Source organism: Sinobaca sp. TMA16-18, assembly GCF_059510535.1.
The window spans coordinates 690,995-714,120 of record NZ_JCAKFM010000001.1 but is presented as its reverse complement, the minus strand read 5'-3'; the positions used below and the strand labels follow the sequence as shown (position 1 = coordinate 714,120).

The 23,126-nt window shown below is 44.8% G+C and carries 29 protein-coding genes and 1 pseudogene; 21 read left to right on the top strand and 9 right to left on the bottom strand.

All coding sequences use genetic code 11. The features are described 5' to 3' along the window. Nucleotides 1-8 precede the first annotated feature (8 nt). The 6 genes from AC5W14_RS03645 (at nucleotide 9) to AC5W14_RS03620 (ending at nucleotide 4,673) form a co-directional block, all read left to right on the top strand. The gene (locus tag AC5W14_RS03645; protein WP_496058974.1) at nucleotides 9-803 is read left to right on the top strand and encodes a thymidylate synthase; all 795 of its coding nucleotides are present in this window, start codon (nucleotides 9-11) and stop codon (nucleotides 801-803) included. Further along, nucleotides 800-1,282 carry a dihydrofolate reductase gene (locus AC5W14_RS03640; protein ID WP_496058975.1) on the top strand — a complete coding sequence of 161 codons (483 nt, stop codon included), beginning with the start codon at nucleotides 800-802 and terminating at the stop codon, nucleotides 1,280-1,282. The genes AC5W14_RS03645 and AC5W14_RS03640 overlap by 4 nt, the downstream gene beginning before the upstream one ends. Nucleotides 1,283-1,544: 262 nt before the next feature. Further along, nucleotides 1,545-3,074: a sodium-dependent transporter gene (locus AC5W14_RS03635; protein WP_496193690.1), complete on the top strand. Its 1,530-nt coding sequence runs from the start codon at nucleotides 1,545-1,547 to the stop codon at nucleotides 3,072-3,074. After that, the gene (locus tag AC5W14_RS03630; RefSeq protein WP_120194430.1) at nucleotides 3,074-3,178 is read left to right on the top strand and encodes a methionine/alanine import family NSS transporter small subunit; all 105 of its coding nucleotides are present in this window, start codon (nucleotides 3,074-3,076) and stop codon (nucleotides 3,176-3,178) included. Before AC5W14_RS03635 ends, AC5W14_RS03630 begins: the two co-directional genes overlap by 1 nt. Nucleotides 3,179-3,370: 192 nt before the next feature. Continuing rightward, nucleotides 3,371-4,282 carry a lipoyl synthase gene (lipA, locus tag AC5W14_RS03625; protein WP_496058976.1) on the top strand — a complete coding sequence of 304 codons (912 nt, stop codon included), beginning with the start codon at nucleotides 3,371-3,373 and terminating at the stop codon, nucleotides 4,280-4,282. Nucleotides 4,283-4,340: 58 nt separating this feature from the next. Continuing rightward, complete coding sequence (locus AC5W14_RS03620; RefSeq protein WP_496058977.1) at nucleotides 4,341-4,673, top strand: YutD family protein; 333 nt, start codon at nucleotides 4,341-4,343, stop codon at nucleotides 4,671-4,673. Between the two features lie 45 nt (nucleotides 4,674-4,718). Here AC5W14_RS03620 and AC5W14_RS03615 read toward each other — a convergent pair whose 3' ends face one another. Both AC5W14_RS03615 and glpX read right to left on the bottom strand, forming a co-directional pair. Beyond that, nucleotides 4,719-4,997 carry a DUF3055 domain-containing protein gene (locus tag AC5W14_RS03615; protein ID WP_252315288.1) on the bottom strand — a complete coding sequence of 93 codons (279 nt, stop codon included), beginning with the start codon at nucleotides 4,995-4,997 and terminating at the stop codon, nucleotides 4,719-4,721. A gap of 14 nt (nucleotides 4,998-5,011) precedes the next feature. Continuing rightward, on the bottom strand, nucleotides 5,012-5,986 hold the full coding sequence (gene glpX, locus AC5W14_RS03610) for a class II fructose-bisphosphatase (protein ID WP_496058978.1): 975 nt from the start codon (nucleotides 5,984-5,986) through the stop codon (nucleotides 5,012-5,014). A gap of 157 nt (nucleotides 5,987-6,143) precedes the next feature. On the opposite strand from glpX, the gene AC5W14_RS03605 reads away from it, so the two are divergent. The 5 genes from AC5W14_RS03605 to thrB all read left to right on the top strand — a co-directional run bounded on the left by AC5W14_RS03605 (nucleotide 6,144) and on the right by thrB (nucleotide 10,825). After that, a complete protein-coding gene (locus AC5W14_RS03605) occupies nucleotides 6,144-6,602 on the top strand; it encodes a DUF86 domain-containing protein (RefSeq protein WP_496193673.1) in 459 nt (152 codons plus the stop codon). Nucleotides 6,603-6,614: 12 nt separating this feature from the next. Next, the gene (locus AC5W14_RS03600) at nucleotides 6,615-7,412 is read left to right on the top strand and encodes a TIGR01457 family HAD-type hydrolase (protein WP_496058980.1); all 798 of its coding nucleotides are present in this window, start codon (nucleotides 6,615-6,617) and stop codon (nucleotides 7,410-7,412) included. A gap of 128 nt (nucleotides 7,413-7,540) precedes the next feature. Further along, nucleotides 7,541-8,839 (top strand): homoserine dehydrogenase, encoded by a 1,299-nt coding sequence (locus tag AC5W14_RS03595; protein ID WP_496058981.1) that lies wholly within the window; start codon nucleotides 7,541-7,543, stop codon nucleotides 8,837-8,839. Next, entirely contained in the window at nucleotides 8,836-9,906 is a 1,071-nt protein-coding gene (gene thrC, locus AC5W14_RS03590) for a threonine synthase (RefSeq protein WP_496058982.1), read from the top strand. Before AC5W14_RS03595 ends, thrC begins: the two co-directional genes overlap by 4 nt. After that, nucleotides 9,896-10,825 carry a homoserine kinase gene (thrB, locus tag AC5W14_RS03585; RefSeq protein WP_496058983.1) on the top strand — a complete coding sequence of 310 codons (930 nt, stop codon included), beginning with the start codon at nucleotides 9,896-9,898 and terminating at the stop codon, nucleotides 10,823-10,825. Before thrC ends, thrB begins: the two co-directional genes overlap by 11 nt. 75 nt (nucleotides 10,826-10,900) lie before the next feature. Here the strand turns inward: thrB and AC5W14_RS03580 are convergent, their stop codons facing one another. Beyond that, nucleotides 10,901-11,143: a NifU family protein gene (locus AC5W14_RS03580; protein WP_252315292.1), complete on the bottom strand. Its 243-nt coding sequence runs from the start codon at nucleotides 11,141-11,143 to the stop codon at nucleotides 10,901-10,903. A gap of 203 nt (nucleotides 11,144-11,346) precedes the next feature. Here AC5W14_RS03580 and AC5W14_RS03575 point away from each other — a divergent pair, with 203 nt between their 5' ends. Continuing rightward, nucleotides 11,347-11,658: a DUF1462 family protein gene (locus AC5W14_RS03575; RefSeq protein WP_496058984.1), complete on the top strand. Its 312-nt coding sequence runs from the start codon at nucleotides 11,347-11,349 to the stop codon at nucleotides 11,656-11,658. A 21-nt stretch (nucleotides 11,659-11,679) separates the two neighbouring features. Here AC5W14_RS03575 and AC5W14_RS03570 read toward each other — a convergent pair whose 3' ends face one another. Together AC5W14_RS03570 and AC5W14_RS03565 are read right to left on the bottom strand one after the other, a co-directional pair. Next, nucleotides 11,680-12,753 (bottom strand): NAD(P)/FAD-dependent oxidoreductase, encoded by a 1,074-nt coding sequence (locus AC5W14_RS03570; RefSeq protein WP_496059643.1) that lies wholly within the window; start codon nucleotides 12,751-12,753, stop codon nucleotides 11,680-11,682. Between the two features lie 408 nt (nucleotides 12,754-13,161). Then, nucleotides 13,162-13,314: pseudogene (locus tag AC5W14_RS03565) on the bottom strand (TetR/AcrR family transcriptional regulator); the annotation flags it as partial. Between the two features lie 216 nt (nucleotides 13,315-13,530). Between AC5W14_RS03565 and AC5W14_RS03560 the strand changes: the two are divergent. The 3 genes from AC5W14_RS03560 to dapF are packed head-to-tail and all read left to right on the top strand — an operon-like array spanning nucleotide 13,531 to nucleotide 14,893. Further along, nucleotides 13,531-13,767, top strand: coding sequence for a YuzB family protein (locus AC5W14_RS03560; RefSeq protein WP_496193672.1), 237 nt, complete (start codon nucleotides 13,531-13,533; stop codon nucleotides 13,765-13,767). Nucleotides 13,768-13,784: 17 nt separating this feature from the next. After that, nucleotides 13,785-14,033: a hypothetical protein gene (locus AC5W14_RS03555; RefSeq protein ID WP_496058986.1), complete on the top strand. Its 249-nt coding sequence runs from the start codon at nucleotides 13,785-13,787 to the stop codon at nucleotides 14,031-14,033. After that, a complete protein-coding gene (gene dapF, locus AC5W14_RS03550) occupies nucleotides 14,030-14,893 on the top strand; it encodes a diaminopimelate epimerase (RefSeq protein WP_496193671.1) in 864 nt (287 codons plus the stop codon). The genes AC5W14_RS03555 and dapF overlap by 4 nt, the downstream gene beginning before the upstream one ends. Before the next feature lie 19 nt (nucleotides 14,894-14,912). Here dapF and mqnE read toward each other — a convergent pair whose 3' ends face one another. Continuing rightward, nucleotides 14,913-16,019: an aminofutalosine synthase MqnE gene (gene mqnE / locus AC5W14_RS03545; RefSeq protein ID WP_496058988.1), complete on the bottom strand. Its 1,107-nt coding sequence runs from the start codon at nucleotides 16,017-16,019 to the stop codon at nucleotides 14,913-14,915. A gap of 263 nt (nucleotides 16,020-16,282) precedes the next feature. Here mqnE and AC5W14_RS03540 point away from each other — a divergent pair, with 263 nt between their 5' ends. The 3 genes from AC5W14_RS03540 (at nucleotide 16,283) to AC5W14_RS03530 (ending at nucleotide 17,541) form a co-directional block, all read left to right on the top strand. After that, a complete protein-coding gene (locus tag AC5W14_RS03540; RefSeq protein ID WP_496058989.1) occupies nucleotides 16,283-16,483 on the top strand; it encodes a Spo0E family sporulation regulatory protein-aspartic acid phosphatase in 201 nt (66 codons plus the stop codon). A 69-nt stretch (nucleotides 16,484-16,552) separates the two neighbouring features. Then, a complete protein-coding gene (locus AC5W14_RS03535) occupies nucleotides 16,553-16,906 on the top strand; it encodes a HesB/IscA family protein (protein WP_496058990.1) in 354 nt (117 codons plus the stop codon). Between the two features lie 125 nt (nucleotides 16,907-17,031). Then, nucleotides 17,032-17,541: a hypothetical protein gene (locus AC5W14_RS03530; RefSeq protein WP_496058991.1), complete on the top strand. Its 510-nt coding sequence runs from the start codon at nucleotides 17,032-17,034 to the stop codon at nucleotides 17,539-17,541. Nucleotides 17,542-17,598: 57 nt separating this feature from the next. On the opposite strand, the gene AC5W14_RS03525 is transcribed toward AC5W14_RS03530, so the two are convergent. Further along, nucleotides 17,599-18,588, bottom strand: a complete 990-nt coding sequence (locus tag AC5W14_RS03525; RefSeq protein ID WP_496058992.1) for an NAD(P)/FAD-dependent oxidoreductase — start codon at nucleotides 18,586-18,588, stop codon at nucleotides 17,599-17,601. A gap of 326 nt (nucleotides 18,589-18,914) precedes the next feature. Between AC5W14_RS03525 and AC5W14_RS03520 the strand changes: the two genes are divergently transcribed. Both AC5W14_RS03520 and AC5W14_RS03515 read left to right on the top strand, forming a co-directional pair. After that, nucleotides 18,915-20,120: an NAD(P)/FAD-dependent oxidoreductase gene (locus AC5W14_RS03520; protein WP_496058993.1), complete on the top strand. Its 1,206-nt coding sequence runs from the start codon at nucleotides 18,915-18,917 to the stop codon at nucleotides 20,118-20,120. 97 nt (nucleotides 20,121-20,217) lie between these two features. Further along, nucleotides 20,218-20,547, top strand: coding sequence for a YuiB family protein (locus AC5W14_RS03515; protein WP_496193670.1), 330 nt, complete (start codon nucleotides 20,218-20,220; stop codon nucleotides 20,545-20,547). Between the two features lie 52 nt (nucleotides 20,548-20,599). On the opposite strand, the gene AC5W14_RS03510 is transcribed toward AC5W14_RS03515, so the two are convergent. Together AC5W14_RS03510 and AC5W14_RS03505 are read right to left on the bottom strand one after the other, a co-directional pair. After that, entirely contained in the window at nucleotides 20,600-21,412 is an 813-nt protein-coding gene (locus AC5W14_RS03510; protein WP_496193669.1) for a cobalamin-binding protein, read from the bottom strand. A gap of 17 nt (nucleotides 21,413-21,429) precedes the next feature. Next, on the bottom strand, nucleotides 21,430-21,912 hold the full coding sequence (locus AC5W14_RS03505; RefSeq protein WP_496058996.1) for a divergent PAP2 family protein: 483 nt from the start codon (nucleotides 21,910-21,912) through the stop codon (nucleotides 21,430-21,432). 659 nt (nucleotides 21,913-22,571) lie between these two features. Here AC5W14_RS03505 and AC5W14_RS03500 point away from each other — a divergent pair. Then, entirely contained in the window at nucleotides 22,572-23,120 is a 549-nt protein-coding gene (locus AC5W14_RS03500; protein WP_496058997.1) for a TRAP transporter small permease, read from the top strand. The last annotated feature ends 6 nt before the right edge of the window (nucleotides 23,121-23,126 follow it).

Genomic DNA, 23,126 nt, shown 5'->3' with positions numbered 1-23,126 from the left:
TAGGTAGTATGAAACAATATTTAGATTTATGCAGTCACATTTTGGAACATGGGGCAGAGAAAAGCGATCGCACCGGAACCGGGACGATCAGTACGTTTGGCTATCAGATGCGTTATTCGCTGGAGGACAGTTTTCCCGTTCTGACAACCAAAAAACTTCACCTGCGTTCGATTATCCATGAACTGCTCTGGTTTTTAAAAGGTGATACCAATATCGAGTATTTAAAAGAAAACAACGTCCGCATCTGGAACGAATGGGCAGACGAAAGCGGCGACCTGGGTCCGGTATACGGCAAACAGTGGCGTTCGTGGGAAGGTGCCAACGGGCGGACAGTGGACCAGATTTCCGATGTGATCAGACAGATTAAGGAAAATCCGGATTCGCGCCGGCTTATTGTCAACGCCTGGAACGTGGCAGAAATTGATGATATGGCTTTGGCCCCGTGCCACTGTTTGTTTCAGTTTTACGTAAACGACGGCAAGCTCTCCTGCCAGTTGTATCAGCGCAGCGCAGACGTGTTTCTCGGAGTGCCGTTTAACATTGCAAGCTATGCCCTGTTAACAAAAATGATTGCCCAGGTAACCGGCCTGCAGGCACATGAGTTTATTCATACGCTTGGGGATGCCCACATTTACAGCAACCATTTGGATCAAGTGAAGCTTCAGTTAACAAGGGACACAAAAGAACTTCCACAGATGAAAATAAACCCTGATGTGACATCGATTTTTGATTTCACGATTGATGACTTTGAATTAACCGGATACGATCCGCATCCTCACATTAAAGGGGAGGTTTCTGTATGATTTCATTCGTTGCTGCTATGGATCAGAACCGTCTCATCGGAAAAGACAATGAACTGCCGTGGCATCTTCCCGTCGATTTGAAACACTTTAAGAAAGTGACAAGCGGCGGAACGATTGTGATGGGGCGCAAAACGTTTGAATCGATTGGAAAGCCGCTTCCGAATCGAAAAAATATTATTGTAACAAAAAATAAAACATTTCAGGCAGACGGTTGTGAAGTCCTTCATTCCCTGGAGGAAGTACAGCAGCTCGGTGAAAAAGCAGAAGAATTTTTTGTTATCGGCGGTGCGGAAATTTTTAAGGCCTGCCTGCCGTACGCGGATAAAATGTATCTAACCCATATTGATGAATCGTTTGAAGGAGATACATTTTTTCCAGAGTGGAATACGGCAGAGTGGGAAAAGCTTGAGGAAGAGCAGGGCGTGCTTGATGAAAAAAACAAGCATCCCCACCGATTTATTACGTGGAAAAAAGTTTAATAAAACAGCATGGAAATAAATAAAGCAGAAAAAGCCTTTCCGAAAGGAAGGCTTTTTCCAATTTAAAAATATTTTGACAAATTCAAAAATAAAAATTATAATAAAATAACGAATTATCAGACAAAAGTTCTAGGAAGGAGGTTGCTCCAGCAGTAAATATTTTAACAGCGGAGACGATGTATACTTAAAAAGAAAGCGGAATGTTTTCTGAATATTCTATACAGAAAGTCAGAAAGTCAAGAAAACAAAGGGGGAACACATGATGGAAGCCAGAGAACAATGGGGTACAAGAGCAGGCTTTATCATGGCTGCGATTGGCTCAGCCATCGGGCTCGGTAATATTTGGCGCTTTCCTGCAGTAGCCTATGACGGCGGCGGCGGAGCCTTTTTCATACCATATCTTATCGCACTTCTAACAGCGGGTATTCCGCTATTGATCATGGAATTTACGATTGGCCATAAATACCGGGGCTCGGCTCCACTGAGCTATTCCCGCATGAACAAAAAAGCAGAATGGATTGGCTGGTGGGCGGTATTTGTCGCCTTTGTCATTTCCACCTACTATTCTGTAATTATTGCCTGGGCGATGAGCTACAGCGTTTTTGCCCTCAATCAATCGTGGGGGGACGACACAGAAGGATTTTTATTTGGGGAATACCTGCAAGTGGCGGATGCAGGCCAGATTGGAAGCCTTGTACCGGGAGTGCTTATCCCGCTTATTATCGTATGGGTCATCACGCTCGGCGTTCTGTTTAGAGGCGTCCAGCGCGGCATAGAGATTGCCAACCGTATTTTCATTCCGACCCTGGTCGTTATCTTCTTAATTATATGTATTCGTGCTGTGACGCTTCCTGGGGCTGCTTTAGGCCTGCAGGCATTCTTCCAGCCGGATTTCAGCGCTATTACATCCGGCGAGGTATGGGTGGCAGCCTACGGGCAGATATTCTTTAGTTTATCGATTGCTTTTGCAATCATGATCACCTACTCGAGTTATCTTCCTAAAAAGTCTGACATTACAAATAACGCCTTTATTACCGGATTTAGTAACTCGAGTTTTGAACTGCTGGCTGGTATCGGCGTATTCGCCGCACTTGGTTTCATGGCTACGCAGGCAGGAGTCGGGGTAGATGAAGTAGTAGCAGGAGGCATCGGTCTCGCCTTTGTTGTCTTCCCGCAGATCATTAATGCGTTCCCTGCATTAAGCGGCCTGTTTGGATTCCTTTTCTTCCTGTCGCTCGTTCTGGCAGGACTGAGCTCCCTGATTTCTATTTCGGAAACATACGTAAAAGGAATCTCTGAGAAATTCAATATTTCCAGAGCGAAATCCGTGGCCATAGGCGGCGGAGCAGCAGCTCTTATTTCCTTGATTTTTGCCACAAACGGTGGAATTAACTTCCTGGATGCTGCCGATTACTTCATTAACCAATTCGGTGTCGCACTCATTGGTCTTGTGGAAGTTATTGTAGTCGCCTGGTTCCTCCGTAAGCTTCCGGAATTTCAGGAGCATGCGAATGGCGTATCTGATATTCCAGTCGGTTTATGGTGGAGAGTATGTCTGGGTATCATTACGCCGATTATCCTTGGGTACATGATGTTCAGCTTGTTTGTACAGAACCTGTTCCGTCAGTTTGATACGGAAACAGGAAACTATGAAGGATACGCGAATTCCTTTATTGTCTTCAGCGGCTGGTCGGTTGCACTCTTTGCTCTTGCTGCTGGTGTTGTTCTTTCGTTGGTTAAGTGGAAAAACAAACCTGAATTAGCACGTAGAGATGAAGGAGGTAAAAAATAATGACAGCCGGTGCGATTATCATGATGATTATAGGCATAGTAATTATTTGGGGAGGTCTTGCAGGCAGTTTACTGTACGCAAGAACAGTTTCCAAAAGAAAATAAATAACAGGCAGCTGCTTGCTTTATAAGCGGCTGCTTTTTTTATGCAGAAAAGGAAAAAAACAATCAACTGAAAAATAAACGGTACATTTGTCGAGGCAGTATAGAACATGTTAAAGTATTAATATCAAAGACTTCTTTGACAGGGTACGATGGTTTATAATGAGGTTGAGGAAAAAATGGGGAGTGAGCGGTTTGGCAAAAACAGAAGAATATCTTCGTAAGCCGGAATGGCTGAAGATTAAATTAAATACAAATGAATCTTATAAGGGTCTTAAGAAAATGATGCGTGAAAAAAACCTTCATACCGTATGTGAGGAAGCGCGCTGTCCGAACATCCATGAGTGCTGGTCAGAAAGAAAAACAGCAACATTTATGATCCTTGGCGACGTTTGTACACGTGCCTGCCGCTTTTGTGCAGTAAATACCGGACTGCCAAATGAACTGGACTGGCAGGAGCCTGAGCGTGTTGCTGAGTCAGTGGAGCAGATGGGACTTAAGCACGTTGTTATTACGGCTGTAGCAAGAGATGATCTTAAAGACGGCGGATCTGCCGTTTTCGCAGAAACAGTCAGAGCTGTGCGCCGCAGAAATCCTAACACGACGATCGAAGTTCTTCCATCTGACATGATGGGTGTGCAGGAGAACCTGGAGGCGCTGATGGAAGCCCGCCCGAATATTTTGAACCACAACATTGAAACGGTAAGACGGTTGACGCCAAGAGTCCGCGCCAGAGCTACATACGAGCGTTCTCTTGAATTCCTGCAGCGTTCCAAAGAAATCCATCCGGATATTCCAACCAAGTCAAGTCTGATGATCGGTCTTGGGGAAACAGACGAAGAAATTATTGAAACAATGGATGATCTTCGTGCGCATAATATTGATATTATGACGATCGGCCAGTATCTTCAGCCGACGAAGAAGCATTTAAAAGTGAAAAAATACTACACTCCTGAAGAATTTGCCAACTTTAAGGAAATTGCGATGGAAAAAGGCTTCAGCCACTGTGAAGCCGGTCCGCTTGTCCGTTCTTCCTATCACGCAGATGAGCAGGTTAATAAAGCACAAGTTCATGAAGAAGCAAATAAGTATAAACAGGCCGAATAATTAATATGTGACCGGTTCCCTTCAACGGGAGCCGGTTTTTATAAAAGGAGGGAATGTAATGGTCGAAGTCCAGGGCTATACGTACGAAGTGGTCGAAGAAAACAGGTCCGGCTGGAACGAAGAAGTGTTTGTAGAACGTTACAGTGAAGTGCTTCATAAATACGACTATATCCTGGGAGACTGGGGGCACGAACAGCTCCGCCTGCGTGGTTTTTTTGAAGATTCACGAAAAAAAGTGTCCTACGATATGAAAATCAGCACCCTCCACGATTATCTGCTGGAGTACTGCAACTTTGGCTGTGCTTATTTTGTAGTCAAAAAGCAGAAGAAGCAGGAAAAGCCGGAAGTAGAAAAAGAAGAAACAGAAGAAACAGAAGAAGTAAACTCATAAGAAAAGAAAGCCACCGCAGCAGCGGAGGCTTTCTTTTCTGTTATGTTAATATTCTACAATGGCTTCCAACAAAAAAGCCCGTAGTTCTTCGGCTGTTTCTTCATCAATCTGATACGCATCTTCGAGAAGACCCTGCTCTTCGAGGTCATCCACTCCTAAAAGGGCAAAGCGCTGGGTACGCATATCCAAAACTACCTGCTTTCCATAATAACGTTCTGTAGACACAAGAGCCAGGTCAAATCGTTCATCATTATCGCCCATAAAGCTGACGAATCGGACGCTTGATTCTTCTTCTTCATCATGAAGGAAAAAACGGTCGCTCATAATAGTATTCTCCTTTACTCGTCATCTGCAAGCAGATGCGGTTTATTCTGCAGGTGGTGATGTGCTTTAATATAACGCACTGTTTTAGTTTTGGCACGCATGACAATCGAATCCGTTTCCACAAGGTCTCCGCCAAGAAAACGAACGCCTTCGAGCAGTTCCCCGGATGAAACGCCGGTCGCAGCAAAAATAGCATCGTCCCCTTTAACCAGGTCATCCAGATACAGAAGCTGGCGGGGATCTGCCAGACCCATCGCGATACAGCGCTGTTCTTCCTCTTCGTTATCCGGAACAAGACGGGCCTGCATGTCGCCGCCTAATGCTTTAATGGCAGCCGCGGAAATCACGCCTTCCGGTGCGCCGCCTGTGCCGACAAACAGGTCAATGCCGGTCTGGGGGAGGGATGTGGCAATAGATGCGCCGACATCTCCGTCACCGAACAATTTAACACGTGAACCCTTGGCGCGGACCCGGTCAATAATATCCTGGTGACGCTCCCGGTCCTGAATAATAACCGTGACGTCGCGGGTACGTTTATTATTCATTTTGGCTACAATATCGATCGTTTTTTCAATAGGGTCATCGAGTCTTACGAGTCCGGCTGCCTCCGGTCCGACCACAAGCTTCTCCATATACATATCAGGAGCATGAAGCAGGGTGCCGCGGTCCCCTAAAGCCAGAACGGCCATAGCATTGCCGCGGCCGTTGGCCACAATATTTGTTCCTTCAAGCGGGTCAACAGCGATGTCTACTTCCGGTCCGTTGCCATTGCCGACCTCTTCGCCAATGTAGAGCATAGGGGCTTCATCAAGCTCTCCTTCTCCAATGACGACGGTTCCCTTGCAGCTGACCGAATCAAAAATCAGCCGCATGGCGGAAGTGGCTGCATCATCAGCTTCTATTTTTTTACCTCGTCCCATCCACTGTGCTGAGGAAATAGCCGCAGCCTCGGTCACTCTAATTACTTCTAAAGCAAGCTCTCTATCCATACTTTCTCTCCTTTTATGTACTATCTCTTATAAAAACAAACTATAATCAGCATTCTTTATCCTATCATATTATCGAGGGTTTGCGCGTCATGCGGTTTGAAAACCTCCTGTGATATACTAGTTTTATTATGGAAAAAAGGCACAGGGGGGATGAACAATGTATTTTGTGGATCGACAGAAAATTGAAGCCCAGCTGGCTTATATAGAGTCTTTGTATGAAGCAGTCACGTCTTTTCAGTCAATGGGGGACATAATTCAGCGTCTTGCTCTGGAACGGTTGGCACAGGGGTGGATTGAAGCGGTTATTGATACGGGTAACCAGATGATTGATGGCTTCATAATGAGAGATCCGGGCAGCTACGAAGATATTCTGTCAATTTTGGAAGACGAAAAGGTAATTCCGGAAGACGTATTTGCAGGACTTACCCGGCTGATTAAGCTTAGAAAAACGCTGACCCGGGATTATATAGAAATAGACCATGACGCCTTATGGACAAACGTCCAGGCGGAAGCTGAATACGTAAAGAAATTTCCGGAGTGCGTACGCACTTATATCGATAAAGAACTCGGGCCGGTGTCTGCCTTTCTGCCGGAAAATAAACAGGATAAGAAATAGGAGAGATACTGCATGAAAGCTTATGAAGGATATATGCTTGATTTAGATGGAACCGTATATAGAGGAAAAGAGCCGATACCGGAAGCGATAGCTTTTATTCATCAATTAAAAGAGGCCGGTCTTCCTTATTTGTTTATAACCAATAATTCCTCTGCCACTCCGGAAGAGGTCAGCCGTAAGCTCCAGGCATTTAATGTGCCGGCAGAACCGGCACAGGTCTGGACGACCGCTCTTGCAGCTGCAGCTTATGTAAAAGCTGGTCCCGCTCCGCATACTGCTTATATTATAGGAGAAACAGGACTGCTGCAGGCGATGGAAGAAGCAGGAGTGGAGTATACAGAAGAGAACCCGGCGTACGTGGTAATGGGAATAGACCGGGGAATTACTTATGAAAAGCTGGCAAAGGCGGCCCTGGCCGTAAGAAATGGTGCTGTTTTTGTTTCAACAAACAGTGACAAAGCTCTTCCTACGGAAAGAGGATTTCTGCCGGGAAACGGAGCGTTTACCTCTGTCGTACAGACAGCCACCGGACAGGATCCGGTCTTTATCGGAAAGCCGGAACGCGTTATTATAGAACAAGCCCTCTATATACTCGGTACACCGCTCGAAAAAACGGTCTTGATTGGAGACAACTACGATACAGATATACTAGCCGGCATTCGAAGCGGCATGGACACGATTCACGTGCAGACAGGTATTACAAGCCTGGAAGAAATTCAGCAGAAAACGGCTCTGCCCTCTTACAGTATACAGAGCATGGCAGACTGGACGCTTCAAGAGAACACAGAAGAAAAAAGCGATAAGAAGTAATCTATAAATGTCCTTTATAAAAAGACATATGTTTCCCCCTTGTAAACATACAGGGTAATTCGTTACAATGGACAATATACCTTTAAGAACAGAGAGAACGAAGCAGTCAGTGGTGAGGAGTGGAGAGAATGAGCAAGGATATACAAATTGGGTTATTAGGATCAGGAACGGTAGGAACTGGGGTTCTGCAGATTATTAAAGATCATCAAAAAGATTTAGCACATCAGGTGGGCTCCGGCATTAAGGTGAAAAGAGTACTTGTCCGGGATATGGACAAGTACAAAGATATAGAAAATGCAGATCAGCTTCTCACCGACAGAGTAGAAGATATTCTGGAAGATAAAGAGATTAAAGTGGTTATTGAAGTAATGGGCGGAATTGATGAAGCAAAAGACTACATCATCCGTGCGTTAAAAAATAAAAAAAATGTCGTCACGGCAAACAAAGATTTGATTGCCCTTCACGGAGCAGAGCTTGTGAAAATCGCATCGGAAAACAACTGCGATTTATTTTATGAAGCAAGTGTTGCCGGCGGTATTCCGATTATACGCGGACTTACCGAAGGCCTGTCCTCGGACCGCATTTCCCAGATGATGGGAATTGTGAATGGAACAACGAATTATATTCTAACAAAAATGAGCCAGGACGGACGCGCCTACGACGATGTATTGGCTGAAGCCCAGGCACTCGGGTTTGCTGAAAGTGATCCAACTTCCGATGTGGAAGGACTCGATGCCGCCCGGAAAATGGCTATTCTTGCCTCGCTTGGTTTTTCCATGGATGTAGAGCTTGAAGACGTGGATGTCCGGGGCATTACTACCGTAACGATTGATGATATTAAATATGCCGAACAAATGGGCTATGCATTAAAACTGATCGGTCTTGCAAAACGGGATGGAGAGCGGATTGAATTGACGGTACAGCCTATGCTCCTGCCGGCTAAACACCCGCTTTCTTCCGTCCACGATGAATATAATGCGGTATATGTATACGGAGATGCTATTGGAGAAACAATGTTTTACGGACCAGGTGCCGGTTCCCTTCCAACAGCGACAGCTATCGTTTCCGACCTGGTAACGGTAGTGAAGAACATGAAGCTTGGTGTCAGCGGCAGAAGCATTGTTCCTCCGTTGTACCATAAACAGCTGAAAACGCACGATGAAGTACGGTCCAAATACTTTATCCGCCTGCACGTAAAAGATGAAACAGGTACGTTCGCTGCCTTGACTTCTGTTTTTGCCAAAGAAAATGTAAGCTTTGAGAAATTAATGCAGTGGCCGATTGAGCACCAGATCGCTGAAGTAGCAGTGATTACACATACGACTACCAAGTCCGTATATGAAAGAATTTTTGCAGAACTGGAAAAAATGGACGTGGTTGTAGCTGTTAAAAGCAGTTATCGTGTCGAGGGAGGAAACGCAGAATGAGCAGTTGGAAAGGCCTATTGGAAACGTATAAAGAATTTTTGCCGGTAACAGAAGATACACCTCTTTTATCTTTACGGGAGGGAAACACGCCTCTTATTCCACTGGAAAAGCTATCAAAAGAGTGGGGCGTGGAAATTCACGTCAAAACCGAAGGCACCAACCCTACCGGTTCTTTTAAGGACCGCGGAATGGTTATGGCGGTAGCCAAGGCGAAAGAAGAAGGCAGCAAAGCCATCATCTGCGCCTCCACAGGAAATACATCAGCGGCGGCGGCCGCTTACGGCGCCCGTGCAGGTCTTCGCTGTATCGTTGTTATTCCCGAGGGGAAAATTGCCCTCGGAAAGCTGGCGCAGGCTGTTATGTACGGCGCGGAAGTGTTTGAAATTCAGGGAAACTTTGACAACGCCCTTGAAATCGTAAAGCTTATCAGTGATAAAGAACCGATTACGCTCGTTAATTCCGTGAATCCCTACCGGATTGAAGGCCAGAAAACGGCTGCCTTTGAAGTGTGCGAACAGCTTGGACAGGCACCGGACGTTCTGGCGATCCCCGTCGGCAACGCTGGTAATATTACAGCGTATTGGAAAGGGTTTAAAGAATATCACGAGAGAAACGGCACCGGCCTTCCGCAGATGCGCGGATTTGAAGCAGAAGGATCAGCCGCGATTGTCAGAAATGAAATTATTGAAGAACCGGAAACCATTGCTACGGCTATCCGTATCGGAAATCCGGCCAGCTGGACAAAAGCTGTTACAGCAGTTAATCAATCCAACGGAAAAATTGATATGGTAACAGATGAAGAAATACTGGAAGCGTATCAGCTGCTTGCCCAGACGGAGGGCGTCTTTGCAGAGCCTGCTTCGTGTGCGTCCATAGCTGGCTTGAAAAAGCAGATTGAAAGCGGTGAAATCGCTAAAGGATCCAAAGTAGTGTGCGTACTCACTGGAAACGGTCTGAAAGATCCAAGTACCGCTATTGATACGATTACGGTTAAGCCTACTGTGCTGCCAAACAGCCGGGAGGCCTTCCTCGAACAAATTAAAGGAGGTGTCGTAAGTGAGGGGTGAAAAGTTGGTCGTCACTGTACCAGCGAGCTCTGCTAACCTGGGTCCGGGTTTTGACTCTATCGGCCTGGCGGTTGACCGTTATTTAACGATGGAGGTTACCCTTGCAGAAGAGTGGTCTTTTACATCGGACTCAGCTGAATTAGAAGGCATTCCTTCAGGGAAAGACAACCTTATCTATATTGTTGCAGAGACACTGGCCAAGGAGCTTAACAAAGAGCTGCCCGCCTGCCGTGTGCATATGACGAGCAATATCCCGCTTGCAAGAGGCCTTGGAAGCAGTGCAGCGGCTATCATTGCCGGAATCGAAATGACTGACCAGGTAACGTCCGCCGGTATGACAAAAGAAGAAAAAATGCGGTTTGCCAGCATCTGGGAAGGGCATCCTGATAATGTAGGGCCGTGCCTCTATGGTGGGCTTATTATTGGTGCCCATAGTAACGATGCAACGAGTATGGTCCACGCCGGCGTGCCGGATATTGATATTGTGATTGCAGTTCCAGAGCAGGAATTGATGACAAAAAAAGCCAGAGGTATTCTGCCGGCGCAGCTGCCGTATAAAGATGCGATCAAAGGCAGCGCAGTGAGCAATGTGCTGACAGCCGGCATTCTGACCGGTAACTGGGAACTTGTCGGCGATATGATGGTACGCGACGTGTTTCACCACCCTTACCGGGCCGGTCTCGTACCGGGACTGATGGATATTATGCAGGAGGCAAAGGCATATGGTGCCCACGGGGCAGCGCTGAGCGGTGCCGGTCCTACTGTGTTGTGTATTGTCCCTAAAGGAGACGGAGAAAAAGTAAGAAAGAAAATCCAGAAGGACTATCCCGATTTTGACGTGCAGATTGCAGCACCGGACGAAAAGGGATCACAGGTTTTCTATGTGAAATCAGATGCAGGAGCAGGCATTCCATCCTAACGAAAAAGAGTACGTTCCCGATAGGGAGCGTACTCTTTTGATTCGTCAAAGCAATAACCTTTTATGAAGGAGTGCTTAAAATACCTGCTCTATTTCGACAACGCCTGGTACTTCTTCCAGAAGCGCGCGCTCGATTCCTGCTTTAAGAGTAATCGTTGAAGAAGGGCAGGATCCGCATGCTCCCATTAGACGAACTTTTACAATACCGTCCTCAATATCTACCAGCTCAACGTCACCGCCGTCGCGAAGTAGGAAAGGACGTAGTTTGTCCAATACTTCTAAAACCTGTCCGTTCATTTCTTCAGTAGCTTGTGCCATGATGTATCTCTCCTTTCATTGCCTTTATTATAGTACCTCCTGTACAGGTAGTCTATAATTAAAGGAGCTTAAGTTATATTCTACTATGAATTGCTTTTCGATGACAACTAATGCGAAGCATTCTCATTAATGTTTTCTGAAAAAATACTTCAAAATGCTTCACCACCGGAACCCGGAAAGAAGAAGAAAGAAGGGATCATGACATGAATCAGCCAATTACAGTAAAAGTATACGGATCGGAAGAAAAATGTTCCGGATGCGTCCAGCTGCCTTCCAGCATTGAAACAAAAGAATGGCTGGAAGCGGCTCTGCAGAGAAAATATCCGAATAAACCGCTGGACGTCGTGTATGTGGATATGCACCAGCCTAACGGAAAAGAAGAAGAGGAAACAGCTCGTGACATGATAGAAAACGATAGAATTTATCCGCTCGTTCTCATAAACGGGGAAGTTGTCGCAGAAGGAAATCCGCGTCTGAAAAAAGTGTATGAATACATTGAAAAGCTCCCTTCCTAAGAAGAGAGCTTTTTTCTGTCTTTATACACCGTTATGGTTTTTGTACATCCAGAGGACACCACTTTTCAGCATCCGGGCTACCCGGCCTGTAACAGCAGCCTTTTCGCCCATGACACCAAAGCCATGTTTTTTACCAAGGGAGCCAAGGACACCCTTTAATTTAATTTCAGGCAGTGTTTCGGGAAGGGATTCGCCTTTCCATCTCTTTTTGAGTACCATCGCAATCTGTTCGGCCTGGCCTTCAGCAAGCTGGGCACTTGGAGCATGAGGAAGGCTAGCGCAGTCCCCGACAACAAAAACGTTTTTGTTGTCCGGGAGATGGTGGTGGGGCGTGAGAATGACCCGTCCTCTTGGATCTTTTTCCACGTCCATGTCACGGACTACTTTATTTGGCTGAATACCGGCAGTCCAGATAATAACATCAGACTCAAGCGGTTTGCCGTGATTATAAATCGTATGTTCATCCACCTGTGTGATATCGGAATTACTGATCACTTCCACCTGATGGTTCTCAAACCACTTCTGCACGTATCTGCTTAGACGGCTCGGGAACATTGGCAGAATAGTATCCCCGCGGTCAAATAGGCGGATTCTAAGATCGGAGCGGCTCTCACGCAGTTCACTGGCCAGCTCCACGCCGCTCAGTCCAGCTCCTACGATGGAAACGCTGGAACTTGCAGGAAGGCTTGTAAGCACCTGATAGCTTTTACGCGTGGCTTCCATTGTTTGAATGCTGTACGTATGCTCAGCAGCACCGGGTACTTCATGAAATTTATCTTCACAGCCGAGTCCAACAATCAGGCTGTCATAAGCAACCGGATTTTCCCCTTTCATATGAACGAGTTTACTGTCCATATCAATGCGGTCGATGGTGCCAAACTGAAGACGCAGCTGATTATGAGTAGGAAACGGCACCCGGATCTGATGATCGGATTCCGTACCTGCAGCAAGCGCATAGTATTCTGTTTTCATACAGTGGTAAGGCAGTTTATCAATCAGCACGATTTCGACATCGGACGGAAGGTCATTGGTAAGCAGGCGCTGCAGCAGACGCAGACCGCCGTACCCTCCGCCAAGTATAACAACTCTTTTCATTATTTCATGTCCCCTTTTTGTGGTAATACTATGGAGGCTTGTATACATCATGGCCATCATTTCTTCGATAAATTCCTCCCGGTTTTCAGCAGTGCTTGTTGCCAGCAGGTAATGAAAGTGGCTGTTCATAATATGGCTCCATGCCGGAATATCCAGATGCGGCTTTATTTCACCGCGGCGTTCGCTTTCATAAAGCAGCTGCTCCCAGTGGGTACGGAGCAGCACTTCGTGTTCCACAACGTGCTGCCATACTTTTCTTGTCAACTGTGGATTCAGCTGGTATTCTCCAAGAAAGTAGCTGATGTAAGCACGGATCCTGGAAAACAAAGCGAGGCGGTGCAGGGCATATCGGTCGATATACGATTCTACCTGATGCAGCCGGTCTTCTGCCAGAGACTGCATGATGGACTCTTTTGTAGGGAAATAATTAAAAAAAGTCCCCTTCGCCACATTGGCGGCTTCTGTTATTTCCTGGACAGTCGTAGCATCGAATCCTTTCTCGCGGAAAAGGTAAAGCGCTTCCGAAAGAATTTTTTGCTTTGTTCGTTCTTTTTTCTGCATTCTATTCATAACTTGACCTCTCCGTTACTTCAAAGGATACTTTCTGTCAAAAGTGACCCTGGTCAATTTTATTATAAAGATTTTAAACTGACATTACAACAACTGGAAAATAGTCAGAAAACTTAACCTGCAGAAATAAATAGAGTAGATACATTGACGGTTGGAAGCATTGAACGGTAGGATAATTGCAGAGCTGAAAAAAGGGTGGTAGAGCAAATGAGACCAATTGTAGAGTTTTGCCTGAGTAATCTGGCCAGCGGGTCCCAGGCTGCTATGGAAAAACTGGAAAAAGATCCGAACTTCGATATTATTGAATACGGCTGTCTCGGTAACTGTGGTTTATGTGCGGATACAAACTATGCGCTGGTCAATGGCGAAGTCATTGAAGGAGAAACGCCCGAGGAACTGGTCGATAATATATATCAGTATTTAGAAGAAAATCCAATGTTTTAACTGGAAGGAGACCAGGTATGGTATTTCTAACATTCGAAAATACATGGCCGTACGAAAAAATGGGAGACGATATTTACGTACAGGAATGCCCTTACTGTGGTCAGGAAAATGTATTAACACACTTAACTAAAGGAAATCTGCAAAGAGCGCTGGAGGAAATAAAAACACCTCTTATTATGCCGTGCTGTTTAACGCGGATGGTCATCATACAAGCAGACGAAGATTATTTCTGGACAGAGGATAAACTGAGGGGAGCAGGACGATGAAGTTTACAAAGATGCACGGACTGGGCAACAGCTATATTTATATTGATTTATTTGAAGAAGAACTGGAAGAAAGAAGCCTGAGCGAACTGGCGGTTTATGTGTCCGATAAAAACAGGGGAATAGGCGCGGACGGGTTAATTCTTATTGAACCGTCCCGTACCGAAGACGCCCGGATGAGAATATTTAACGCCGACGGATCGGAGGCAATGACCTGCGGCAATGGCCTTCGCTGCACAGCGAAATACGTATTCGAAAAAAAATATGTAGATAATGAACGGTTTACGATTGAAACAAAAGGCGGTACGGTAAAAGCTACTGTCCATCCAGATCATTCTAAATCGATTGTTGATATGGTGACAATTGATATGGGAAAGCCGCGGCTGCAGAAGAAACATATTCCGATGCTGGCCGGTGATCCGGAAAGTGAAGCAGTCCGGGAACTGCTGGAAGCCGGCGGTACCAGCTTTGAAGTAACGGCATTATCGATGGGAAATCCGCATGCCGTGCTGTTTGTAGATGATACAAAGGAAGCTCCTGTTCTTACGCTTGGACCTATGCTGGAAAAGCACGAATGCTTCCCGGAACGAGCTAACGTGGAGTTTGTACAGATTCTGTCTGAAACAGAAATGAATTTCCGGGTATGGGAGCGCGGATCCGGCGAGACTCAGGCCTGCGGGACTGGAGCCTGTGCCGCCGTCGCAGCAGCCATTTTAAACGGAAAGATGCAGAAGAACAAAGAAATTACCGTACATCTGCCGGGGGGGGATTTATATATTACCTGGCAGCGGGACGGTCATATTACGATGAATGGTGCAGCGGAAACGATCTGCGAAGGCACATTAAAAAATAGACCCCGGTAGGGTCTATTTTTTTGTGGTGTTAATATCTTTTAATTTCGTTGTAGAAGGTATCGCGTTCAATCGGCTGCTTGTTTGCTCCTTTGATCAGGTGGACAAGTTCTTTTCTTGTTAATCCCTGAGAAGTAAGGGCGCCGACAGAGTGGGAGATTCTTTCTTCAATAAGCGTACCGTGTATATCATCGGATCCAAATGTAAGGGCCATCTGAGTAAGCTGAGGACCAATATTAATCCAGTATGCTTTAATATGGTCAAAGTTATCAAGCATCAGGCGGGAGATGGCAATCGTACGCATGTCGTCATAAGCAGACGTTCTCCGGTTTAAGCCGGCTCCAACTTTTTTCGGCTGCATCGCAAGCGGGATAAATACCATAAATCCGTTAGTTTTATCCTGAAGCTGACGGAGCCTGTCCATATGAATTAAGCGCTCTTCAAACGTATCAATCGAACCATAGAGCATTGTAGCATGGGTTTTCATCCCAAGGTCATGTGCAATCTCATGTGCTTCGAGCCATTCATCTGTAGAGGCCTTGTCCGGGCTCATTTTGGCTCTGTACCGCTCTGTTAGTATTTCAGCGCCGCCGCCTGGAAGAGTGTCCAGCCCGGCATCCATAAGCTCCTGAAGCACTTCTCGCATAGACAGCCCGGAGATTCTGGAGAAAAATTCAATTTCTGCGCCGGTATATGCTTTAATGGAAGCCGAAGGATAGTGTTTCTTAAGCGTGCGGACCGTATTTACATAATACTCAAAGCCGACTTCTACGTTATGGCCGCCGACAATATGAAATTCGCGGATGTTATCGTTCCAGCGTTTTTCTACATACTCAAGAAGCTCTTCTTCATGCATCGTATACGCGCCTTCTTCGCCGGGCTTTCGTTTGAAGCCGCAGAAGCTGCAGCTTGCTTCACATACATTTGTTGGATTAATGTACATATTTTCTATAAAATATACATTATTTCCATTTCTCTGCTCATTTACCTGGTTTGCCAGCTGGGCTACGGTGAGCAGGTCCGTGGTGTTGTATAGGTGGAGCCCGTCATCAATAGACAAGCGCTGCCCATGATTGACTTTTTCAATGATTTCTTTCATTCGTACGTCCGTGTTTAATGTTACAGGCACATCCATCATCCCTTTCTAAATCCTCTTGTCTCTACTTGACTCTGAAAAAGTATACTATATAAAACCTAACAAGTTATCCTGCTTTGAAAATATATACTTAATATAGCTGCAATTTCCATTATACATCCTGGAATTAGTAAATTAAAGAGAACTGATTTGAAATAAATTTAATCAAATGGTAATCATCTATTTATTGTTTTAAATTGGTAATTGACATATAATTGAAGAAATAAATAGATATGCTATTGCCAAATAAAAAAAGGAGACTCGTTATGCAGATAACAGCAGAGCAAAATGAAAAAAGAATCGAAGAACTTCGTGTAAAGATGATGAATGCCGCTTCCACGTATGGATTTAGCCATCCACTTGTACTATATTACAGCGAAAAGCTCGACAGGCATCATAACATGCTTATGGAATTGGATCCACCGGCTGCTGTTGTTCAAAGATCGGTCTCCTTCCAGATCATTTGAATTTACAGGCTATAGCATATATAATTTTCTTAAAGGACAGCAACTATTCCTTAAAGGAGGATATATACTATGCTTAATATTACAGAACCAGCTGCGGCTCGCGTTAAAGAGATGATGCAGGAAGAAGAAGATACAAACCTTATGCTCCGTGTAGGTGTTAAAGGCGGCGGATGCAGCGGGCTTTCATATGGAATGGGATTTGATTCCGTTAAAGAAGAAGAAGACGACGTGCTCCAGATCAGTGGACTCGACGTTATTGTAGATAAAGAAAGCGCCCCAATTCTGGATGGAGTAGTCATCGACTACAAACAAAACATGATGGGCGGCGGTTTTACGATCGACAATCCAAATGCGATTGCGTCGTGCGGCTGCGGATCATCTTTCCGCACAGCAACGAAAGCCGGCACACCGGAAGATTGTTAACAGGTTGATAAGAGCTTTCTTCGTTGAAAACGGAGAGAGTTTTTCTTTTGTTTAAGATGTCAGAATTTATTGACTTTTTTTGCCTGGTAGCCTACTGTTTAAGCATACAGAGGGAGTGATAGTCTATGGAAATCAATCAAATTATAGAGAATTTAAAAATGGAGCTTGCGGAGTGCAGCTCGAATGAAGAAGAAGAAAAACAGAAGTTGAATTATTTTATTAATGGGTGCAGCCAGTTTATTAAGCCCCGCCTCAAAAGCGGCAGTATTCTCGTAGAGCGTTGGGAAAGCAGGGAAGATGTTCTGGAGGTACTGGAGTTTGAATCCCGTACGAGAGCATTATACAAATACACAATTGCATGTGAAAAAACGGCCCTGCCGCTGGTAGGCTCGTATACAGTCAGCAGAAAAGTACTGCCGGACCATCTATATAAAGAAATGTATTACAAAGGACCGGAAATGAAAAATGAATATTATGACTGGGGTCAGAAATTATTCAGAGGCCTTACGGCAGGATACGGGAACAACATAGAAATTGAAATTAAAGTAGATGTAAACAACCCTTACAGCAGGGATGAAGCAGCAAAGAGTGAATGGATCGAGCGGCTGGAGATTTTTGCAGATCAGCTCATTTAATATGAAACAAAAAGCCCCCCGGCTCATATAACCGGAGGGCTTGATTTATGCTGTTTTTTAAAACATGTGGGAGCTGTGGCCCGGCTGCAGCTTTGCGTCAGGGTCAAGGTACGCTTTCGCATTATTCACGGCTGTCGGTGCTTCACCGAAGCCGGTCGCAATAAGCTTTACTTTGCCGTCGTAAGTGGCAACGTCGCCTGCGGCGTAGATGCCTGGAATATTCGTTTCCATACGGCTGTTCACCTTAATCGTATTCTTTTCAATATCAAGTCCCCATTCTTTAATAGGACCGAGAGAGGAAACGAAACCATAGTTAACGATAAGGGAATCCACATCCACCAGTAATTTTTCTTCTCCTTTTACTTCCTGGAGTTCTACCTGCTGGATCTTTTTTCCGTCTCCGTGGATGGCGGTTACCTGGTAGGGAGTCATCACTTCTACATCAGACTGTTCAAGCTGCTCCACGCTGTGTTCATGTGCACGGAACTTAGCACGACGGTGAACAAGCTTTACTTCTGAGATAGGGTCAAGCATGTTAGCCCAATCTACAGCGGAATCGCCGCCGCCGAGAATCATCACTTTTTCGTCTGCAAACGTCTGCAGATCGTTAATGAAGTAGTGCAGGTTTCCTTTTTCATAAGGATCTGCTCCGTCCACCTGAAGCCGGCGGGGCTGGAATGCACCGACGCCGGCTGTAATAATAATGGTTTTTGTATAATGAATTTCTTTGTCTGTATGCAGTTCTATAATATCGTCATTTACTTTGATTACATTTTCCACCGATTGTTCCAATACGACCTTGGGACCAAATGGTGTCATCTGCTCAATTAAGTTGTCGACAAGTTCCTGTGCCCGGATTTTTGGGAAACCTGCTACATCATATATATATTTTTCAGGATAAAGAGCCGAAAGCTGTCCTCCAAGCTGGGGCATGCTTTCAATAATTTTTACTTTTGACTGACGCATTCCCCCGTAGAATGCTGTGAAAAGACCGGTCGGCCCTCCGCCGATAATGGTTATATCATATATGTCCTGCTCAAGTGCCACGTTATCTACCTCCAAATTATGCTGAGAAAACTACCTCTATTATACGCATATCAAGTCCTTTTTTAAAAGTCCTGCATATTATTTGGGGGAAATGTATGGAAAGCGCTGTAATAAAAAGAGAAAAGCCGTAAAAAAAGGTTGAAATATGCGATTAAAACCAATATCATTAATAATGAGATTTGTGAATATTTTACGACTTTTTCATGCTTTTGCTATGAAAGAGTCTGGTCCTATAGACAACAAGAATATTTCTGCGTATCTGAACGTGAAATAGATCACAAACACACTTATAAACATAAATTATATTCTCTAGGGAGTGACATACCATGGCAGGAAAGCCAAATATTCTTATTTTAGGTGCAGGGTACGCCGGAATGGTTACGGCAGCAAAAATTTTCAAAAAAATTGACCGCAATCAGGCCAATGTAACATTAATAAGCAAGCACGACTATCATTACCAGACGACGTGGCTTCATGAGCCGGCCGCAGGAACGCTGCATCCGGACCGCACACGGATGAACATTAAAGACGTTTTAGATACAACAAAAATCAACTTTATTCAAGATGAAGTAGTAGAAATTAAACCAGCGGAAAACAAAGTAGTGCTTAAAAACACTGGAAGCGCTGATTACGATTATATTGTTACAGGTTTGGGAGCGGTGCCGGAGACGTTTGGTGTAGAGGGCGTTTTTGAACACGCATACAGCAAATGGACACTTAATGGAGCGCGCCAGATTAAAGACCATATTGAATTTATGTTCTCCAAATACAATAACGATCCAGAGCCTAAAGAAGCAGATTTATCATTTGCTGTAGCCGGAGCCGGGTTTACCGGTATGGAATTTATTGGTGAATTAAGCGAACGCATTCCGGAACTAAGCAAAAAATATGATATCCCGATGAATAAAATTAAAATGTATGTCGTAGAGGCTGCACCGACAGCTCTTCCCGGATTTGATCCGGAGCTCGTAGAGTATGCGATGAACCTGCTTGAAAACCGCGGAGTGGAATTCAAAATTAATACGCCTATCTCAGAAGTAACGGCAGAAGGGCTTGTCCTTAAAAACGGAGAAGACGTTAAAGCGTCTACTGTTGTTTGGGCTACCGGTGTCCGTGGAAATCCGGTTATCGAAAAATCCGGTTTTGAAAATATGCGCGGCCGCGTAAAAGTAGATAAAGACCTTCGTGCTCCCGGGCATGAGAACGTGTTTATTATTGGAGACTGTTCACTTATGATTAATGAGGAAACCGAGCGTCCTTATCCGCCGACTGCACAGATTGCTATGCAGCAGGCTGTGACAGTAGCCAATAACCTGAATGCGTTAATTAATAATAAGCCGCTTGAAGAATTCAAGCCGGAAATTAAAGGTACCGTAGCCTCCCTTGGCGGCAAAGAAGCCATCGGTGTAATTGGAAAACGCAAAGTATTTGGCAGTTCCGCCAACTTCATGAAAAAAATGATTGATAATCGTTATTTATGGATCCTGGGCGGACCGGCCCTCGTACTCAAAAAGGGGAAAAACCCATTCTAAACATTATTCAGGGCAGAACAGCTGGAAATACCGCTGAAACGGTATTTCCGGTTTTTCTCCGCCTGTGTAAGCGTGATCAATACAGGGGGTATGGGAAATGACAGGAATCGGAAGCCTCCCGCAGCTTATTATTTCAATGATGCTGTTTTTACTGCTGTTTTTTGGCATTGGTTTTCTGCTGAATATGATTTTACGGTCTACGTGGGTGATGGCGATAGTCTATCCGCTTATCGTAGTATGGATAGTGGATAGTTTAGGAATCTGGAGTTACTTCTCTGCACCGGCAGCTTCTTTTTCCCAGTTGGGTGGACAGCTGCTCTCTTTGCAGATTGTGGATTATCTCATTTTATCGAGCGGCTTTATCGGTGCCGTTGTTGCCGGAATAGCGATTCGTATGCTGAGAGTCAGAGGATACCAGATGTTTTAGATACAAAAAGCCGCTCCTTCCGAGGCGCGGCTTTTTGTATGAAGCGATTCTCTTATGGATAAAGCAGTACATCCGAGGACAACGGTTCGGGAAAAACATCCGGATGCAGAAGATAGGCCAGTTCAGCCATCCCGGTAAAAAGACGCGGAGAGGGACGACAGTAAAGCGGCTCAGGAAGAACGTGGATGCGGTCGTCTGTCATAGCTTTCATAGACGGCCATCCTTCTCTTTTCTTCAACAAATCCGGTTTTACTTTATCAAAGGGAACACCCACCCAGGCAAGGCAGATCCGATCCGGATCCCGCTGCTGGATTTCTTCCCAGGTCGTTTTAACACTGGCTTCTTCTTTATCGGCAAAGATATTTTCAGCACCTGCCAGCGCGCTGATTTCTGTAAGCCAATTGCCGCCGCCCGGCGTGAAAGGGGGCTTTGGCCACCATTCCCAGTAAAGTCTGGAAGGATGGCATTCGGAAGCAAGTTCACGGTATGTATCCATTATCCGGCGGCAGGCATCAATTACTGCTTTTGCTTTTTCAACCGTTCCGGTAGCTTCTCCAATAATCATCAAATCATCGAGAACATCTTCCAGCGTGTTGGGAGATGTTAACACGTAGGAAATGCCTCTTTTGTCCATTTCCTGCGTATTCTTTTCCATACCGGGTACACTATGAGATGCAAGTACTACGTCCGGCTTGAGCTCCATGACCGCATCCATATCAATGGAAAGATCCGGACCGAGATCGGGAAGAGCTTTCACTTCTTCGGGCCAGTCAGAATAGGAATCAACGCCGACAAGATTCGGGGTCAGGGCAAGATAGGCCGCTACTTCCGTGCTGCTTGGACATAAAGAAACAATTCGGGTCATAATGTGCACCTGCCTTTTTAGGATCCGATAAAGTACATATTGGCAAAGTAAGCAATAAGAATACCGAGAAGCGCGCCAAAGAATACTTCTACCGGCTGGTGGCCGAGCAGTTCTTTTAATTCTTCGCGTTTTTCCGTTTCTTCTTTTTTCTGCCACGTGCGTGCTTCAGTAACAAATTTGTTAAAGTCTACGACAAGCTGATTAATCATCGTCGCGTGGTAGCCGGCATGACGGCGGACGCCGGTTGCGTCAAACATCACGATTACACCAAAAATGGTACAGACGGCAAACAGGGAAGAGTCAAATCCTTGTTCAAGACCGATAGCCGTACAGACGGAGGTAACTGCCGCAGAGTGTGAACTCGGCATTCCTCCCGTACTCGTGATTAAAGTCATATCCCATCTTTTTGATGCAATAAACGCCAGGGGAATTTTAATGCCCTGGGCAAAAAGGATAGAGAACAAAGCTACCCATAATGGAAAGTTATTTATAATTTCCATGTAATATGATCTTCCTTTCCATTCGTTTTCTTTCGTTGAGCAGTGAATCCTGTTTTCAGCGGCAGCACGCAGAGAAGCTGGAAATGATTCAGGGCTGCTTATACTTTTCTAATATAAAATAAAAAAAGTAAAAGATGTCATAAATTAGTTTTAAAGAACTAATTCTTTTATATTTTTCGGAAAATTGGTATAATTACAAAAACCTTTATAGATGCGAAAAACACAAAGGAATTAGGAAACTTTAGTACATAATATGACAAGCCGTGTGATCATTTAACTAACTTATTATAGGATAGAAATAATCGCAGGAGGATTAATTCGTTACCAGATAAATATAAATACTATTGGCACAAAATATTTATAGTCTGCGCATGCCCTATGTTTTCACCCTATCACAGACAGGCTCTCTATCACAGAATAAATGCCTTAATTTCATAAACTGTTTACAAAGTAAGTGGACGAAAGGAGGAGGAAAAGAAGATACGCAAAGAAATGTCAATGATATTAACACCATACAGCTGTTTATCCTTCTTTACGGGCTTTCAAACCCTTTGACGGTATTTGAACAGAAGGAGTAGTTCTTTTACTATTAGAAGTGAGCCTAAAGTATCAGGGAATTATTAATCAGTACACTCTTAGAGAATGGATGTTGATGACAGATGAAAATACTTAAGTGGCTTGATATTGGGCTGAAAAGAGTGGAAGAACTGATCCTGGCATTATCGATTATTACTATTACAGTTATGGTGGCAGGAAATACAGTCAGCCGTAACCTGAACATGGGGAGCTGGGCTTTTACAGAAGAAATCAGCCAGCTTGCTCTTTATATGGCTACCTTCATGGGGATAAGCTATGTCGCCAGGCAGGGGCGCCACATCAGCATGTCAGCAGTGTTTGATAATATGCCCTATAAGCCAAGAAAAGCACTGGCTCTGATTATTCCATTTGTTACTGCCATTATTTTATTTATTTTAGCTTTTTATTCGTACCAATATGTAATGTCTGTCTACAACTCAGGCAGAACGACCTCAGCTCTGCGTTTTCCTTACTACTGGATGCTCATATGGGCACCGCTCGGATTTACACTTGGTGGAATCCAGTTTCTTAGAAATTTCTGGGTGAACGTTAAAAACAAAGAAGTATACTTAGCAGCTGAACGAAAGGACTATGATTCAGACAGCGATATGGAAAAACCCACGAACATCTAATTCATG

What these genes read in the sequence shown, in the direction of transcription:
- AC5W14_RS03645 (WP_496058974.1), top strand. Translation starts at nt 9, where the DNA reads ATGAAACAATATTTAGATTTATGCAGTCACATTTTGGAACATGGGGCA.
- AC5W14_RS03560 (WP_496193672.1), top strand. Translation starts at nt 13,531, where the DNA reads ATGAGACCAATTGTAGAGTTTTGCCTGAGTAATCTGGCCAGCGGGTCC.
- AC5W14_RS03630 (WP_120194430.1), top strand. Translation starts at nt 3,074, where the DNA reads ATGACAGCCGGTGCGATTATCATGATGATTATAGGCATAGTAATTATT.
- AC5W14_RS03605 (WP_496193673.1), top strand. Translation starts at nt 6,144, where the DNA reads ATGTATTTTGTGGATCGACAGAAAATTGAAGCCCAGCTGGCTTATATA.
- AC5W14_RS03575 (WP_496058984.1), top strand. Translation starts at nt 11,347, where the DNA reads ATGAATCAGCCAATTACAGTAAAAGTATACGGATCGGAAGAAAAATGT.
- dapF (WP_496193671.1), top strand. Translation starts at nt 14,030, where the DNA reads ATGAAGTTTACAAAGATGCACGGACTGGGCAACAGCTATATTTATATT.
- mqnE (WP_496058988.1), bottom strand. Translation starts at nt 16,019, where the DNA reads ATGATGGATGTGCCTGTAACATTAAACACGGACGTACGAATGAAAGAA.
- AC5W14_RS03640 (WP_496058975.1), top strand. Translation starts at nt 800, where the DNA reads ATGATTTCATTCGTTGCTGCTATGGATCAGAACCGTCTCATCGGAAAA.
- AC5W14_RS03510 (WP_496193669.1), bottom strand. Translation starts at nt 21,412, where the DNA reads ATGACCCGAATTGTTTCTTTATGTCCAAGCAGCACGGAAGTAGCGGCC.
- AC5W14_RS03515 (WP_496193670.1), top strand. Translation starts at nt 20,218, where the DNA reads ATGACAGGAATCGGAAGCCTCCCGCAGCTTATTATTTCAATGATGCTG.
- AC5W14_RS03540 (WP_496058989.1), top strand. Translation starts at nt 16,283, where the DNA reads ATGCAGATAACAGCAGAGCAAAATGAAAAAAGAATCGAAGAACTTCGT.
- AC5W14_RS03635 (WP_496193690.1), top strand. Translation starts at nt 1,545, where the DNA reads ATGGAAGCCAGAGAACAATGGGGTACAAGAGCAGGCTTTATCATGGCT.
- AC5W14_RS03570 (WP_496059643.1), bottom strand. Translation starts at nt 12,753, where the DNA reads ATGAAAAGAGTTGTTATACTTGGCGGAGGGTACGGCGGTCTGCGTCTG.
- AC5W14_RS03500 (WP_496058997.1), top strand. Translation starts at nt 22,572, where the DNA reads ATGAAAATACTTAAGTGGCTTGATATTGGGCTGAAAAGAGTGGAAGAA.
- AC5W14_RS03620 (WP_496058977.1), top strand. Translation starts at nt 4,341, where the DNA reads ATGGTCGAAGTCCAGGGCTATACGTACGAAGTGGTCGAAGAAAACAGG.
- glpX (WP_496058978.1), bottom strand. Translation starts at nt 5,986, where the DNA reads ATGGATAGAGAGCTTGCTTTAGAAGTAATTAGAGTGACCGAGGCTGCG.
- AC5W14_RS03555 (WP_496058986.1), top strand. Translation starts at nt 13,785, where the DNA reads ATGGTATTTCTAACATTCGAAAATACATGGCCGTACGAAAAAATGGGA.
- thrC (WP_496058982.1), top strand. Translation starts at nt 8,836, where the DNA reads ATGAGCAGTTGGAAAGGCCTATTGGAAACGTATAAAGAATTTTTGCCG.
- AC5W14_RS03530 (WP_496058991.1), top strand. Translation starts at nt 17,032, where the DNA reads ATGGAAATCAATCAAATTATAGAGAATTTAAAAATGGAGCTTGCGGAG.
- AC5W14_RS03600 (WP_496058980.1), top strand. Translation starts at nt 6,615, where the DNA reads ATGAAAGCTTATGAAGGATATATGCTTGATTTAGATGGAACCGTATAT.
- AC5W14_RS03580 (WP_252315292.1), bottom strand. Translation starts at nt 11,143, where the DNA reads ATGGCACAAGCTACTGAAGAAATGAACGGACAGGTTTTAGAAGTATTG.
- AC5W14_RS03505 (WP_496058996.1), bottom strand. Translation starts at nt 21,912, where the DNA reads ATGGAAATTATAAATAACTTTCCATTATGGGTAGCTTTGTTCTCTATC.
- AC5W14_RS03535 (WP_496058990.1), top strand. Translation starts at nt 16,553, where the DNA reads ATGCTTAATATTACAGAACCAGCTGCGGCTCGCGTTAAAGAGATGATG.
- AC5W14_RS03595 (WP_496058981.1), top strand. Translation starts at nt 7,541, where the DNA reads ATGAGCAAGGATATACAAATTGGGTTATTAGGATCAGGAACGGTAGGA.
- AC5W14_RS03615 (WP_252315288.1), bottom strand. Translation starts at nt 4,997, where the DNA reads ATGAGCGACCGTTTTTTCCTTCATGATGAAGAAGAAGAATCAAGCGTC.
- AC5W14_RS03520 (WP_496058993.1), top strand. Translation starts at nt 18,915, where the DNA reads ATGGCAGGAAAGCCAAATATTCTTATTTTAGGTGCAGGGTACGCCGGA.